Here is a 14,917-nt window from a genome sequence, read left to right as displayed (position 1 = left end):
GGGAGAGGACGATCATGGCTTTCACCAAAGCGCCCTGGCCCCGTTCGCTCCGCAGCCAAGAATGGTTCGGCGGCACCGGCAAGAATGCGATCATGCACCGCTCCTGGATGAAGAATCAGGGGCTGCCGCCGGATACGTTCGACGGTCGGCCGATCATCGGCATTTGCAACACCTGGTCGGAACTCACCCCTTGCAACGCCCACCTGCGCGACATTGCCGAACGGGTGAAGCGCGGCGTGTATGAAGCGGGCGGCTTCCCGGTGGAATTCCCCGTCTTCTCCTGCGGCGAAAGCACCCTGCGCCCGACGGCGATGATGTTCCGCAACCTCGCGGCGATGGATGCCGAAGAAGCAATCCGCAATAATCCCATCGACGGCGTGGTGCTGCTGGTCGGCTGCGACAAGACCACCCCGTCACTAATGATGGGCGCGGCCAGCGTCAATATCCCCACCCTCGTCGTGTCGGGCGGGCCGATGCTGAACGGCAAATGGCGCGGCAAGAGCGTGGGATCGGGCACGGCCATCTGGCAATTCTCCGAAATGGTCAAATCCGGCGAAATGACGCTGGAAGATTTCATGGATGCCGAACAGGGCATGGCGCGGTCGGCGGGGAGTTGCATGACCATGGGCACCGCCTCGACGATGGCGTCGATGGCCGAAGCCCTCGGCATGACCCTGCCCGGCAATGCCGCCATTCCAGCGGTGGACGCTCGCCGTCAGGTATTGGCGCAGCTTTCGGGCCGCCGGATTGTCGATATGGTGAAGGACGATCTGAAACCGTCCGATATTCTGACCCGTGAGGCGTTTGAGAACGCCATTCGCGTCAATGGCGCCATCGGCGGTTCGACCAATGCCGTGCTGCATATCCTGGCGCTGGCGGGCCGGATCGGTGTGCCGCTGACGCTGGAGGATTGGGACCAGTTCGGGCGCGACGTGCCGACGATTGTGAACCTACAACCCTCCGGCGAATTCCTGATGGAGGAATTTTACGATGCCGGCGGCCTGCCCGCCGTGATCCGTGCCGTTGGCGAGATGGGCCTGCTGCATAGGGACGCGCTGACCGCGACCGGCACCGGCATGTGGGAAAACGTCAAGAACGCGCCGAATTATAATTCGGACGTGATCTTACCGAAGGAAAAGGCGCTCACTGCCTCCGGCGGGATCGCCGTGCTGCGCGGCAATCTGGCCCCGAAGGGCGCCGTGCTGAAACCCTCCGCCGCCTCGCCGCATCTCTTGCAGCACCGGGGCCGCGCCGTGGTGTTCGAAAGCATCGAGGATTATCACGCCCGCGTGAACGATCCGGCGCTGGATATCGACGAAAGCTGCGTCATGGTCCTTAAATACTGCGGACCGAAGGGCTATCCCGGAATGGCGGAGGTGGGCAATATGGGCTTGCCCGCCAAAGTGCTGAAGAAGGGCATCACCGATATGGTGCGCATTTCCGATGCGCGGATGTCCGGCACGGCCTATGGCACCGTCGTCCTGCACGTCGCGCCGGAAGCGGCGGACGGCGGCCCGCTCGCCCTGGTGCAGAACGGCGATATGATTGAGCTTGATGTGCCGGGCCGCCGCCTGCATCTCGATGTCTCCGACGCCGAACTGGCGCAACGCAAGGCTGCCTGGGTCTCCCCAATACCGAAGCCGGAAGGCGGGTACGCGCAGCTTTACGTCGAGCACGTTACGCAAGCCGACGAAGGGGTTGATTTCGACTTCCTGCGCGGCTGTCGCGGGTCGGGGATCGGGCGCGATTCGCATTGAGGTTAGCCTAGGATCAGGGGCAGCGCCCCTGCCAAGAGAGGATGAGCACGATGGCCGCCTATCGTTTGGCCCTGATGGGGGTTGGTGTGATCGCCAAGGCGCAGCATCTGCCCGCGATTGCTGCAAATCCAGCGTTCGAGCTGGTGGCGCTCGCCAGCCGCGCGCCGGTGGCGTATCAGGGGCTACCGCAGTACGCCAATCTGGACGATTTATTAAACAATGGGCCAGAGTTTGAGGCCTTAGCGCTCTGCACCCCGCCGCAGGGCCGGGCCGATTTGGTCCGTAAGGCGCTGGCCGCCGGTAAGCATGTGCTAATGGAAAAGCCGCCCACCCCGTCGGTCAGCGAATTTCTAACGCTGGAACCGGCGGCGCAGGCGGCGGGGCGCGTGCTGTTCGCCACGTGGCACTCGCGCTTTAATCGCGGCGTGGCCAAAGCGCAGCAGCTACTAGCTAACGAGACGCTCGCCCGCCTAACCATCACCTGGAAAGAAGACGTGAACCGCTGGCACCCCGGCCAGGAGTGGGTGTGGCACCCCGGCGGTTTTGGCGTTTTCGATCCGACGATTAACGCCTTTTCGATCCTGACCGAGATTTTCCCGAACCGGCTGACGGTGGCGGCCGCCGATCTTGACTTCCCCGCCAACCGCGATACGCCGATTGCCGCCCGGCTGACCCTGGCCGATGCTCGCTCGCCGAAGGCCGACGCGACGGTTGCAGTCGATTGGCTGCAACGGGGGGAGCAGACCTGGACGATTGACGTTGTAACCGACAGCGGCCTAGCGCTCACCCTCACCCACGGCGGCACCAAACTATGGCTCGGCGGGCAATTGGTGATCGACGAGAGCGACACCGAATATCCCGAAATCTACGCCCGCTTCAAAACCCTGCTGGACGAAAACCGGTCGGAGGTTGATGGCGCCCCGCTGCATCTAGTGGCCGATGCGTTTTTGATGGGCAAGCGGCACACCGTCGCCGCGTTCAACTGGGACGCCGCTTGAGATTTCTCCCCCAGGTCGGCAAGCTAGAACCATGATCTCGCTTACCGACCTGAACTCCGCCCCCACCGCCGATTTTATTGCGGCGGTCGGGGGCGTTTTTGAACATTCGCCGTGGGTGGCCGAAGCGGTTGCCGACCAGCGCCCGTTTGCCGACCGCGCCGCCCTGCACGCCGCGATGGTCGCCGCCGTCGATGCGGCGACGGCGGCGCAAAAACTTGCCCTACTGCGCGCGCATCCCGACCTTGCGGGCAAGCTGGCCCAGGCCGGACGGCTGACCGAAGCCTCCACCGCCGAACAGGCCAGCGCCGGGCTGGACATGCTGACGGAAGCCGAATTTCAGCGCTTCACCGCCTTCAATACGGCCTATACGGAACGCTTCGGCTTCCCCTTCATCATCGCCGTGCGCGAGAATACCAAGGCCAGCATTCTGAAAGCCTTCGAGAAGCGCATCATGAATAGCCGCGATCAGGAATTTACCACCGCGCTGGCGGAAGTCGCCAAAATCGCAAAACTCCGCCTTGCAACGCTTTTGGGGGACTGATGGCCCGGCTTTCGACCCATATTCTCGACACGACCCACGGCAAACCGGCGGCGGGCGTGCGGATTGACCTTTTCGATGCGGCAGGGGTGCGATTGCTGGAAACCGTGACCAATAGCGATGGCCGCACCGACGCGCCCCTGCTGTCGGGTGAGACCATCCCGACCGGGGTTTTCGAGCTGCGCTTTCACGTCGGCGCTTATTTTGACCGGCTGGGGACGGTCCTGCCGGAGCCGAAGTTCCTCGACATCGTGCCGATCCGCTTTGGGATTGCCGAGGCGACGGGGCATTATCACGTGCCGCTGCTGATTTCGCCGTTCGGGTATAGTACCTACCGGGGCAGTTAACGCGCCTGATGAATCCCTCAGAAGCAAGAAAGCCTATGTCTTCCGCATCCTCGTAAAACTATCAGGAATTCACGTCAGGCGCCCCCCTGTTAACGAAGCTATCATCACTGCGTCATCCAACGGCGACGCATCGTTCACGTGATTTGACGAGGTTATCTCTGCCGACAGAGCCGAGGCGGGTAAGGCCCGCCCCTCTTTATAGTCACCGACGCTTCGGAGAACCGCCATGTCGTTAACGCGCCGCACTGTTATGAAGGGCCTGATGGCCACGGCTTCGGGCCTGGGGAGCGGCATTTTCATGCCCGCCCTCAGCCGCGCCGCCGACCGTCCGTTGATCACCCACGGGGTGCAATCGGGCGATATCGACCAGGGTGGCGCTGTCGTTTGGTCGCGTGCCGACCGGGCGAGCCGCATGAAGATTGAGTTCGCAACGACCGATAGCTTTAAGAATGTCATCAACGGCGTCTTCGTCGATGCGCTGCCGGAGAGCGATTTTACCGCCAAGGCGTTCATCGATGGCCTGCCGTCCGACCAGGATATCTTCTACCGTCTGGCTTTCCAGAGCCATACCGACCCGCAACTCGTCTCGGACGCGATTATCGGGCGGTTCCGCACGGCCCCGACCAGCGCCCGTTCGGTCTCCTTCTGCTGGTCCGGCGATACCGTTGGCCAGGGTTGGGGGATCGATGAAGCGCGCGGCGGCATGACGATCTACAGCTCGATCCTCAAAAACCGCCCAGACTTTTTTCTGCATTCGGGGGATACCATTTATGCCGATGGCCCTTTGGCTGCCGAAGTAAAATTGAAGGACGGCACGCTGTGGAAAAACATCGTGACGGAGGAAAAATCCAAACCGGCGGAAACCCTGGCCGAGTTTCGTGGGCAGTATAAGTATAATCTGCTCGATAAAAACCTGCTGGCCCTCGCTAAAGAGGTGCCTTTCATCGTTCAGTGGGATGATCACGAGGTCACCAATAATTGGTGGCCGACCGAACCGCTGACCCGGCCCGAACATCAGCGCAAAAAGTATAAAGATACCAATATGCTGGGCATGGTGGCCCGCGCGTCGCGCGCCTTCCATGAATATCAGCCGATGCGTTTTTTCGAAACCGAGCCGGGCCGGGTGTACCGCAAGATCGCTTACGGGCCGCTGCTGGACGTTTTCGTGCTCGACATGCGCAGCTATCGCAGTGCGAATGGCGAGAATAAGCAGACCGAGTATGGCCCCGACGCCCATTTCCTCGGCCCGGTGCAGCTCGCTTGGTTAAAGCGGGAACTTGCCGCGTCGAAAGCGACCTGGAAGGTCATTGCCGCCGATATGCCCATCGGGCTGATGGTCGCTTACGACTTCGATAAAAACTGGGGGTCGGAAGCGGTTGCCAATGGCGATGGCCCGGCCTTGGGGCGCGAGCTTGAAATCGCCAATCTCCTCAGCTTCATTAAGCGCGCCGGGGTTACCAATACCGTCTGGCTGACCGCCGATGTGCATTACACGGCGGCCCATTATTATGATCCGGCGAAGGCGCAGTTTCAGGACTTTGACGCTTTTTACGAATTCGTCTCCGGCCCACTGCATGCCGGTACGTTTGGACCGAACGATCTCGATAATACCTTTGGGCCGCAGGTGCTGTTCCAGAAGGCCCCGACCAAGGAAATGGGGGTCAATCTGCCGCCGTCGATGGGCTATCAGTTCTTCGGCCACGTCGCCATCGACGGCCCGACGCAGGTCATGACCGTTTCGCTGAAAGACCTGACCGATACGACCCTGTGGTCGGTAAAACTCGATCCGAAAACGGCCTAACCGGAACGACATCGGACGGGGGGCCTGCCCTCCGTCCGCGCGCTCTCTTAACCATGCTGCGGCATGATCCCGGCCAGAAAATCCCGCACCGCCTGCGCCGCCATATCGGCGGAGGGTTTCGCCATCGGGTTGGCGCAGATTTTCTGTTCCAGGCTAAGGTGCGCAAAGCCGTGGACAATCGACCAAATCGCGGAAACGCGATAATCGAGGGTCGCGGGAGGCATCGCCGGATCGAGCGCCTGCACCGCCGTCACCAAGGTCTGATACGCCCGGCGCCCGGCGGTTTGCAGGGTTTCGCTGCGCTCCCCCACACTGTCGCGGTTGAACATCAGCCGGAACATGGCGCGGTGGGTTTCGGCAAAAATCACATAAGCCCGCCCCATCGCCGCTAAGCACTCAACAGCGGTCGGCTGCCCCTCCGTCGCCGCGATCAGCGCGCCAGTAAACTCGTCAAAGCCATCGGCGGCGCAATCGCCCAAGAAATGTTGCAGGCTGGGGAAATGATGGCGCGGCGCGGCGTGGGATACGCCCGCCCGACGCGCCGCTTCCCTAAGGCTAAGCGCGCCAACGCCACCTTCTTCCAAAAGTGCGCGCCCTGCGGCAATCAAGGCCCCCCGCAGATCGCCATGGTGATAGCGCGGCGGCGGGGACGGTCGGTCGGTCTCTCCTGTCATCAGAATTTCTTAGCCTATCCATCTTGCCATTGACAAGATCGGTAAACAGATCAATCTTGTCATCGACAAGATAAACCCCTCCGAGATCATCATGCCCTTTGAAACGCTGTTTAGCGCCGCGAGCACGCTCGCGCTTTGCGGTTGGCTGCTGTTAGCCCTCGCCATCCTATTCCGCTGGCCCCGGCTGCGCGATTGGGGGCCGGGCCTTGCAATTCCGCTCACCCTGTCGCTGCTCTATACGGCGCTGATCGCCGTCTCTTGGGGGCAGGCGACGGGCGGCTTTGACCGGCTCGCGTCCGTCCGCGCGCTGTTTCAGTCCGATGGGCTGCTGCTGGCGGGCTGGGTACATTATCTCGCCTATGACCTCTTTCTCGGCGCTTGGATCGCCCGCGATGCCGAAAGCCGCCGCCTGCCGCGCGCTCTGCTGATCCCAGTTCTACCGCTCGCCTTCCTCTTCGGCCCCGCCGGGTTTCTGCTGTGGCTGATGATCCGCACGTCCCACCGCGCCGCATTTCAGGAGGCCTCGGCATGATTGCCCTCTTTGCCCGCCACAACGCCCTGCTAACGGCCGGGGGCGTGTTTTTCCTACTGTGCGTGATCCCCTCGGCCCTCGCTTTCGCGCTCGATACGCGGCTGTTCAACGGAATTTCGGTCTGGATCAAACCGATGAAGTTCCAAATCTCGCTGGCGGTTCACCTGCTAACCGTCGCGCTGCTGCTGCGCTTTCTGGCGCCAGAGTGGCGACAGAGGCGTCTCATGGTCTGGATTGCCGCCGCGATCCTGGGAACAGCGCTGTTCGAGGCCGCCTATATTACCCTGCAAGCCGCCCGGGGGACGGGATCGCACTATAATCTCTCAACCCCCGTTACGGCGTTCCTTTATACGGCGATGGGCGTCGGCGCGGTCATTCTCGTCGCGGCAACCGCTTGGGTTGGCGTGCTGATCCTGCGCGCGCCGCACGGCCCCGCCGTTCTGGCCCACGGGGCTGGTCTCGGATTACTGCTCGGCGGGCTATTGGGCGGGATCACGGGCATTTGGATGGGCGGCGCGCCAGGCCATTGGGTTGGCGGGGCCGCCAGCGACGCCGGGGGACTGCCAATTCTGGGCTGGTCGCGCGACGGCGGCGATTTGCGCGTCGCCCATTTCTTCGGCTTGCATCTGATGCAAGCCCTGCCGCTTTTTGCCTTCGGGCTCTGGCGAGCTGGGGTGCGCCGGTGGCAGGTGCCCCTCTATGCCGGGGCCGCCGTCGGCGTCGCGGTGACGGTCGTAACGCTGGCGCAGGCCGTCGCCGGGCGCCCTTTCCTCTAACGCCTATTTCCCCGGTGCCCCCGCCGCGTACCAGGCACCCAACAAGGCCCGTTCTTCCTCGGTGATTCCGGTGACATTCCCCTGCGGCATCGCCCGCCGCACCACCGCCTGCTCGTGGATACGCCCGGCCCAGCGCTTGATATCGGCAGGGTCTTCCAGCTTGATCCCCGCCGGGGCCGTCACGAAATTCCCGCGCGACGGGGTGGCGGCGTGGCAGGACACACAGCGGTTGTTAATCACATCCTGCACATTGGCGAAGGTCACTTTCTCCGGCGGAATAACAATCGCCGGGCCGCTGGCCGCTTGCGGACGGGGATAGAGGAAGACCGCCAATAGCGCGAATAAGGCGGCCCCCGCCAGCGGCAAGGCCGGTTTGATCACGCCCTTATGCTTCAGATTGAAGAAATGCCGGATCAGCATGGCTGCCAGCGTGATGACCAGCAACACCGCCCAGTTCCATTTACCCGAATAGGTCATCGGGTAATGGTTGCTGATCATAATGAACAGCACGGGCAGCGTTAGATAATTATTGTGGACGGAGCGCTGCTTACCGCGCTGGCCCCAGATCGGGTCCGGCTCCCGCCCCTCCGCAATCGCCGCCACCATCTTTTTCTGACCGGGGATGATCGTGAAGAAGACATTCCCCACCATGCAGGTGCCGATCATCGCGCCGATATGGATAAAGGCGGCCCGCCCGCCAAAAACCTGGGTTAAGCCGAAGGTAATCAGTGCCAACAGCGCAAAGCCGATGACGGCAAAATCCATCCCGCTTTTCACCAACTCCGTTCGGCAAAGGCCTTCGTAGAGCAGCCAACCGCCCACGAGAACCCCGAAGCCGATGGCAACCGCCTGCCAAGGTTCGAGCGGCAGGACGGCGGGATCGACCATGAAGGTCGAAGCCCCGGCCCAATAGAGCAGCGCCAGCAGGCCCATCCCGCTCATCCAGGTAAAATAGGCTTCGTATTTGAACCAATGCAGCTTTTCGGGAATCCAGCCCGGCCCCTGCAAAAACTTGCGGTTATGGTAGAAGCCGCCGCCGTGAACCGACCAAATCTCCCCATAAACGCGCGGGTTCGGGTCTTTCGGCGGCACTTCCAGATGGTTATCCAGCCAGACGAAATAGAAGGACGAGCCGATCCAAGCGATGCCCGTAATCAAATGCAGCCAACGCACCAGCATTTGCGCCCAATCGAGCATATAGGCTTCCAGCGCCATCCGTCTCTCCGTCCTGGCTTTCTTATTTTACGCCCAGCAAATCCTGAACCATCGCCAGTTGGATTTCGGCGGCGGTTAGCATTTGATCGATCGGCACGCTTTCATTGGCGGCATGGCCTTGGGCGCCCGCGCCGGGACCAAAGTTGATGATTTCGATGCCATCATCGGCAAAATAACGCCCGTCGGAGACGCCGGTCGCATTGAGGAACTGCGCGGGCTTGCCGGTAACGCCCTGGATCGCACGCTGGAAAGCGCCAACCCCCTGGCCGCCTTCCGGGGCACGGAAGCCGTTGGTGCCGCGCAACAGCTCGATGCGGACAGTGCCTTCGGGTTCCGGCAGCGCATCGACGATGGCTTTCATTTCGGCATAAGCATCCGGCACTTTTTCGGTCGGCAGCACGCGGCGGTCGAGTTCGACCCAGCAGAAGTTCGGGACAACATTGGTGTTATGGCCGCCCCGGATCATGCCGATATTGTTGGTCGATTGCATCGGTCCATCGGTGCGCGCGGCCAAGCGCGGCGCGAGCGTCGCATCGAGCTGACTGAGAACGCGCAGCATCCGCATGATGGCATTATCGCCCGCCGCCGGATTGCCCGCATGGGCCGCCTTGCCGGTGGTTTCGATCCGCACCCACATCACGCCGCGTTCGGCGGTGATAAGCTGGTTTTCGGTCTGGGCGCCCAACACCAGAACATCCGGCTTAATCGCGCCAATTTCGCGCAGGTAGAACATGCCATCCGGGCCAAGGTTTTCCTCGTCGGAGACGAAGGTAAAGGCGACCTCGCCCTGGGTCGGCCCACCGCGCCGGGCGATTTCTTCCGCCAGCCAGATTTGCACTGCCATATTGCCCTTACCGTTCCCCGCGCCGAGGCCGTAGATTAACCCGTCCTTCTCGACAGCGGTGAAGGGATCGGTGTGCCACATGCTGCGCTCACCCACCGCGACCGTATCAGCGTGGGCATTGAACACCAGGCGCGGGCCGCTGCCGCCGCCGAGCTTGGCGACGACATTGGTGTAGCCCTTGGCCTCCGTCTCTGCCGAGCGGGCGAGGATTTCCACCTGATAGCCCGCCCGCTTCAGCCGGTCGGCGGTATAGGCGTTGATCGCCGTACAGTCGCCGGAGGGGAACGGGCTGGGGCGGGCGATCAGATCGGTCAGAATCTGCACGAGATCGGGGCGAACGGCGGCAGGATTGAAGCTCATGTTTCTCTCAGTCGTTGGAATTATTGGGCCAGGGCCAGCAGGGTTTCGGCGAGCACGCGCGCGCCTGCGGTGCAATCTTCCGGCGTCGCCGATTCGGCCTCGTTATGGCTGACGCCACCGAGGCAGGGAATGAAGATCATGCCGGTCGGGCAAACGCGGGCGAGGAATTTCGCGTCGTGATTGGCGCCGGACGGTAAGGCGTGATGCTTGTAGCCGAGCGCTTTGGTCGCGTCGGTAACCGCCTCAATTACTAAGGGATCGAAGGCAACCGGCGGGCCGGTGAAGGTTTCGGTGATCGCAATCCCGCATGGACCAGCGGCAGCGCGCAGGGTTGGTGCCACCAAATCGCCCAAGCGCTGCACGGTCGCGGCGTCCGGGTGGCGAAAATCGATGGTGAAAAACACCCGGCCCGGCACCGTATTCGGTGACCCGGGGCCAACCTCCATTCGCCCGACCGTAAAGCGCACCTGATCGTCGGGGTCGGTCATCACGGCGCGCAGGGCCTGGATCCCGTCGAGTGCCGCCATCAGCGCGTCTTTCCGCTGGGCGCGCGGCGTCGTGCCTGCATGGGCTTCCGAGCCGGTAATCTCGACCGCGAACCAGCGCGCGCCCTGAATGCCGGTGACGATACCGATGGTATCGCCCGCCGCCTCCAAGCGCGGCCCCTGTTCGATATGCGCTTCGACATAGGCATGGACGGGAAAGCCGAAGTCGCGGGACACGCCAACCGTCGGCAGCGCATCGATACTGGCGCCAACGGTTGCGCCCGTTTTATCGGCAACGGCCCGCATCGCCTCCAGCGGCATCGCCCCAGCAAAAACGCCAGACCCCATGCAGCCGGGCTGGAAGCGCGCCCCTTCCTCGTTCATCCAGCCCACGACTTCGATGGCCCGGCGGGTTTGCACCCCGGCGTCCTCCAGCGCTTCCAAGACTTCGAACCCGGCAAGTACACCATACACACCATCGAACTTACCGCCGGTTGGCTGAGTATCGAGGTGACTGCCGGTCATCACCGGGGGAAGGGTCGGGTCCGTCCCCTTCCGTCGAACATAGATATTCCCGATGGCATCTTCCGAAACGGTAAAGCCGCGCGCGGTCGCCCAATTGGCCAGCCGCACGCGGGCCGCCCCATCCTCCGCCGTCAGCGCCAAACGGCAGACGCCGCCTTTCGCCGTGCCGCCGATGGCCGCAAGCGCCATCAGCCGCGACCATAGCCGCGTCTCCTGGACCTTTGCGGCAAGCCCGCCCCTTGTCATTCGTTCCGCCCACCCGATACCGTCTGTTGCGCCTATCACGCTGACACGGAAATTCCGGCGCGACAATTGCGTCGCACGGTTTCAGCGTCAGCACCGCCAACTATGCAGGATCGTTGCCATGAGCTTTGAAGCCGCCCCCTACCCGCGCGATATGATCGGCTACGGCGCCGAGCCGCCGCACGCCCAATGGCCGAACGGCGCCAAAATCGCCGTCAGCTTCGTGCTGAATTACGAGGAAGGCGGCGAGAATTGCGTGTTGCACGGCGATAAAGCGTCGGAAGCCTTTTTGTCGGAAATCATCGGCGCCCAACCGATCCCCGACGCCCGTCATATGAATATGGAAAGCATCTATGAATACGGCAGCCGCGCCGGGGTGTGGCGACTGCTACGGCTGTTCCAAGAGTTCAATATGCCGCTGACGGTCTATGCGGTCGGCATGGCGCTGGAACGCTATCCGGCCCTGGCCGAGGAATTTGTACGAATGGGGCATGAGGTCGCGAGCCACGGCTATCGCTGGATCGACTATCAGCATATTCCAGCAGAGGTCGAGCGCGCCGATATGCTGCGCTCCATCGACGCCATCCGCCGCCTGACCGGCGAACGGCCCCTAGGTTGGTATCTCGGGCGCTGTAGCCCCAATACCTGGCGCCTTGTCGCTGAAGAAGGTGGGTTTCTTTATAACTCAGATAGTTATGCCGATGATCTCCCGTACTGGGACCGGCAATTCGGCAAACCGCAGTTGATCATCCCCTATACGCTCGACGCCAACGATATGCGGTTCGCAACCGCCCAGGGCTTCCATACCAGCGACCAGTTTTTCGCCTATCTGCGCGATGCGTTCGACGCACTCTATGCCGAGGGCGCGAGTGCGCCGAAGATGATGTCGATCGGTCTGCACTGCCGTCTGGTCGGGCGGCCCGGGCGCGTTATCGGGCTGCGGCGGTTCCTCGACCATATCGCCCGGCATAGCGGCGTTTGGGTGACGCGGCGGGTGGATATTGCGCGCCATTGGATGGCCACCCACCCTGCCTAAGTTTTGACCAAACGGTCAAAATTTGGCGCGGTGGCGGGCAGGCTGCTGTTAGAAACAGCAGGTTCTGCCCTTGCCGCGCCGTTTTCCCCCTGGTGGAACGGGTTTTGCCATGATGAAGTGAGGGGTCACGAGCAGGAATGGCCCCGAACAACCAGGAGACGCAGGCATGGCACAGGGACGGCGTGGGTTCGTAAAACTTCTGACGGTCGCGGCTTTGCTAGGATCGGCGCTATCGGCCCCGGCCTTCGCCCAAACGGCGGTAAAGGTTACGCTCGATTGGAAATACCAAGGCCCGACCAGCTTTTTCCTGATCGCGCTCGACAAGGGGTACTACAAGGCCGAAGGGCTGGAGGTGACCATCGATTCCGGCCAAGGCTCTGCCGGGGCGGTCAACCGGGTTGCCTCCAACGCTTACGAACTGGGCTTTGCCGACGTTAACGCCTTGATCGAATATAATGCCGCCAATGCCGATAAGGCGATCAAGGCGGTCATGATGGTCTACGACTTCCCGCCCTTCGGCGTTTACGCGCTGAAAAGCAGCGGGATTACCAAGCCGCAGGATTTGGTCGGCAAGACGCTCGGGGCGCCGGTCTTCGATGCCTCCTACAAGCTCTTCCCGGCCTTTGCGCAGAAAGTCGGCATCGATAATGCCGCCGTGCCGCGCAAGAATATGGACCCGTCCCTGCGCGAAGCCATGCTGGTGCGCAAGGAAGTGGATTTCATCTCCGGCCATTATTTCTCGTCGGTGCTGGACCTCAAGGCCCAGGGCGTGAAGGTCGATGATATCGTCGCCATGCGCTATTCCGACTTTGGCATGGATTTCTACGGCAATGGGCTGATTGCCTCGCCGAAGATCATCGCCGAAAAGCCGGAGGCGGTGAAAGGCTTCATCCGCGCCACCATCAAGGGCCTTAAAGAGATGATCGCCGACCCGAAAGCGGGCATTACGGCGACCAAAAAGAAAGACCCGCTGATCGACGAAGGTTTGGAAGCTGAACGGTTGGCTCTTGCGATTGCCAATAATATCGTAACGCCGAACGTGAAGCGTGACGGCATTGGCGGGGTGGATATGGAGCGGATGAAGCGCGCCATCGCGCAAGTCTCGCTGGCCGCCGGGCTGAAAACGCCACCTGCGCCGGAGCAGGTTTTCGACGCCGGTTTCCTGCCCCCCGCCGCCGACCGGAAACTATGAGCAGCGATTTCATCCGCATCGATAAGGCGAGTTTAACCTATGGCGAGGAGGGCGGCGTGCTCGCCCTCCAAGACATTGATTTAACGCTAAAACAGGGGGAGTTTCTCGCGGTGGTCGGCCCGTCCGGCTGCGGGAAATCGACCCTGTTGAAACTTATCTCCGGCTTGCGCCCGCCGACGGGTGGCAGCGTTACCGTGTCTGGGCAGACGGTTACGGGGCCGCTAAAAATCGTCGGCATGGCCTTCCAGAACCCGACCTTGCTGCCCTGGCGCACCGCGTTGGAGAATGTTTTGCTGCCGCTAGAAGTCGTGGATCCGCACCGGCGCCGCTTCCGGGCCGACCGGCGGACCTACGAGAATAAGGCGCGCAAACTGCTGGGCACGGTCGGCTTGACCGGCTTCGAGGATCATTACCCCTGGCAGCTTTCGGGCGGCATGCAGCAGCGTGTCTCGCTGTGCCGGGCGCTGATCCACGAACCGGCACTGCTGATGCTCGATGAGCCTTTTGGCGCGCTCGATACCTTTACCCGCGAAGAACTGTGGGAGGCTTTGCAGGCCCTGTGGCTGGAGCGGCGGTTTACCACCCTGCTCGTTACCCATGATCTTCAGGAAGCCGCGATGCTGGCCGACCGAATCATCGTTATCTCGCACCGTCCCGGCCGGATTTCGGCGGAATGCCCCGTCAGTTTCCCGCGTCCGCGCGCGCTTGATCTAAGGTTTGCGCCGGATTTCAACGCGCTACTGCATGACGTGCGAGCGAAGATCGACGTGGCCCGACAGGTGCCACTCAGCGGAGGGGCCGCATGACCGCCCGCCAACGCAAATATATCCGCGCCGCCCTGCCCTGGCTGTCGGCCATCGGCCTGGTCGTCGTCTGGGAATTGGTCTGTCTGCTCTTTGATATTCCCCAGGCCATTTTGGCGACGCCGACCGCAACGCTGAAGGCGCTGATCCAGTATCAAGACGCCATTTGGTTGAATGCCGGGCAAACCCTACTGACGACGCTGATCGGCTTCGGGCTGGCCATCGTCTTCGGTCTTGCGCTCGGGGTCGCCATCGGGGCAGCGCCCTTGCTCTATCGTGCCTTGGGACCGCTCCTCATCGGGTTCAATGCGATCCCCAAGGTGGCGCTGGTGCCGATCCTCGTCATGTGGTTCGGCATCGGCACTGTCCCGGCGGTGATCACTGCCTTCCTCATCTCCTTCTTCCCCATTGCGGTGAATGTTGCGGCGGGGATCGCGACCCTAGAGCCGGAATTGCAGGATGTGCTGCGCTCCCTCGGGGCGCGGCGGCGGGACATTCTGTGGAAGGTCGGGCTACCGCGCGCCATGCCCTATTTCTTCGCCTCGCTGAAGGTGGCGATTTCGCTGGCCTTCGTCGGGTCGGTGATTTCGGAGACGGTCGCCTCTAACCACGGGATCGGGCATTTGATGCTGATCGCCTCCTCCTCCTTCCGCACGCCGTTACTCTTCGCCGGATTGGTGGTGATCGCCGTGCTGGGGGTGCTGATGTATGCGGTCGCCGCCCTGGCCGAACGCCGCCTGGCCCATTGGGCGACGCGCGGCACCGATGGCGGGCTGCACGGCGGCGGGTAA

15 protein-coding genes are annotated in these 14,917 nt (G+C 62.3%); 11 read left to right on the top strand and 4 right to left on the bottom strand.

Annotation, left to right across the window (positions count from 1 at the left end; genetic code table 11):
* Positions 1–14 precede the first annotated feature (14 nt).
* The 5 genes from araD (at position 15) to CHR90_RS05400 (ending at position 5,441) form a co-directional block, all read left to right on the top strand.
* Complete coding sequence (gene araD / locus CHR90_RS05420) at positions 15–1,757, top strand: L-arabinonate dehydratase (RefSeq protein WP_094407971.1); 1,743 nt, start codon at positions 15–17, stop codon at positions 1,755–1,757.
* Between the two features lie 50 nt (positions 1,758–1,807).
* Positions 1,808–2,755, top strand: a complete 948-nt coding sequence (locus CHR90_RS05415) for a Gfo/Idh/MocA family protein (protein WP_094408074.1) — start codon at positions 1,808–1,810, stop codon at positions 2,753–2,755.
* A gap of 31 nt (positions 2,756–2,786) precedes the next feature.
* Positions 2,787–3,296: a 2-oxo-4-hydroxy-4-carboxy-5-ureidoimidazoline decarboxylase gene (gene uraD, locus CHR90_RS05410; RefSeq protein ID WP_094407970.1), complete on the top strand. Its 510-nt coding sequence runs from the start codon at positions 2,787–2,789 to the stop codon at positions 3,294–3,296.
* Positions 3,296–3,640, top strand: coding sequence for a hydroxyisourate hydrolase (uraH, locus tag CHR90_RS05405; protein WP_094407969.1), 345 nt, complete (start codon positions 3,296–3,298; stop codon positions 3,638–3,640). The genes uraD and uraH overlap by 1 nt, the downstream gene beginning before the upstream one ends.
* Positions 3,641–3,866: 226 nt before the next feature.
* On the top strand, positions 3,867–5,441 hold the full coding sequence (locus CHR90_RS05400) for an alkaline phosphatase D family protein (RefSeq protein WP_094407968.1): 1,575 nt from the start codon (positions 3,867–3,869) through the stop codon (positions 5,439–5,441).
* A gap of 47 nt (positions 5,442–5,488) precedes the next feature.
* On the opposite strand, the gene CHR90_RS05395 is transcribed toward CHR90_RS05400, so the two are convergent.
* Positions 5,489–6,115 (bottom strand): TetR/AcrR family transcriptional regulator, encoded by a 627-nt coding sequence (locus CHR90_RS05395; RefSeq protein ID WP_094407967.1) that lies wholly within the window; start codon positions 6,113–6,115, stop codon positions 5,489–5,491.
* Positions 6,116–6,206: 91 nt separating this feature from the next.
* On the opposite strand from CHR90_RS05395, the gene CHR90_RS05390 reads away from it, so the two are divergent.
* Positions 6,207–6,647 carry an ABA4-like family protein gene (locus CHR90_RS05390; protein WP_212668620.1) on the top strand — a complete coding sequence of 147 codons (441 nt, stop codon included), beginning with the start codon at positions 6,207–6,209 and terminating at the stop codon, positions 6,645–6,647.
* Complete coding sequence (locus CHR90_RS05385) at positions 6,644–7,423, top strand: hypothetical protein (RefSeq protein ID WP_094407965.1); 780 nt, start codon at positions 6,644–6,646, stop codon at positions 7,421–7,423. Before CHR90_RS05390 ends, CHR90_RS05385 begins: the two co-directional genes overlap by 4 nt.
* A gap of 3 nt (positions 7,424–7,426) precedes the next feature.
* Here the strand turns inward: CHR90_RS05385 and CHR90_RS05380 are convergent, their stop codons facing one another.
* The 3 genes from CHR90_RS05380 to CHR90_RS05370 are packed head-to-tail and all read right to left on the bottom strand — an operon-like array spanning position 7,427 to position 11,098.
* A complete protein-coding gene (locus CHR90_RS05380; protein ID WP_094407964.1) occupies positions 7,427–8,638 on the bottom strand; it encodes a urate hydroxylase PuuD in 1,212 nt (403 codons plus the stop codon).
* A 22-nt stretch (positions 8,639–8,660) separates the two neighbouring features.
* Entirely contained in the window at positions 8,661–9,842 is a 1,182-nt protein-coding gene (locus CHR90_RS05375) for a M20 family metallopeptidase (protein WP_094407963.1), read from the bottom strand.
* 20 nt (positions 9,843–9,862) lie between these two features.
* Entirely contained in the window at positions 9,863–11,098 is a 1,236-nt protein-coding gene (locus tag CHR90_RS05370; protein ID WP_094407962.1) for a M20 family metallo-hydrolase, read from the bottom strand.
* A 118-nt stretch (positions 11,099–11,216) separates the two neighbouring features.
* On the opposite strand from CHR90_RS05370, the gene puuE reads away from it, so the two are divergent.
* The 4 genes from puuE to CHR90_RS05350 all read left to right on the top strand — a co-directional run bounded on the left by puuE (position 11,217) and on the right by CHR90_RS05350 (position 14,917).
* The gene (puuE, locus tag CHR90_RS05365) at positions 11,217–12,131 is read left to right on the top strand and encodes an allantoinase PuuE (RefSeq protein ID WP_094407961.1); all 915 of its coding nucleotides are present in this window, start codon (positions 11,217–11,219) and stop codon (positions 12,129–12,131) included.
* Positions 12,132–12,297: 166 nt separating this feature from the next.
* Positions 12,298–13,323 (top strand): ABC transporter substrate-binding protein, encoded by a 1,026-nt coding sequence (locus CHR90_RS05360; protein WP_094407960.1) that lies wholly within the window; start codon positions 12,298–12,300, stop codon positions 13,321–13,323.
* Positions 13,320–14,129 (top strand): ABC transporter ATP-binding protein, encoded by an 810-nt coding sequence (locus CHR90_RS05355; protein ID WP_094407959.1) that lies wholly within the window; start codon positions 13,320–13,322, stop codon positions 14,127–14,129. The genes CHR90_RS05360 and CHR90_RS05355 overlap by 4 nt, the downstream gene beginning before the upstream one ends.
* A complete protein-coding gene (locus CHR90_RS05350; RefSeq protein WP_094407958.1) occupies positions 14,126–14,917 on the top strand; it encodes an ABC transporter permease in 792 nt (263 codons plus the stop codon). The genes CHR90_RS05355 and CHR90_RS05350 overlap by 4 nt, the downstream gene beginning before the upstream one ends.

Origin of the sequence: Elstera cyanobacteriorum (genome assembly GCF_002251735.1) — a bacterium.
Taxonomy (GTDB): domain Bacteria; phylum Pseudomonadota; class Alphaproteobacteria; order Elsterales; family Elsteraceae; genus Elstera; species Elstera cyanobacteriorum.
This window is presented reverse-complemented; position numbering and strand designations above follow the sequence as displayed.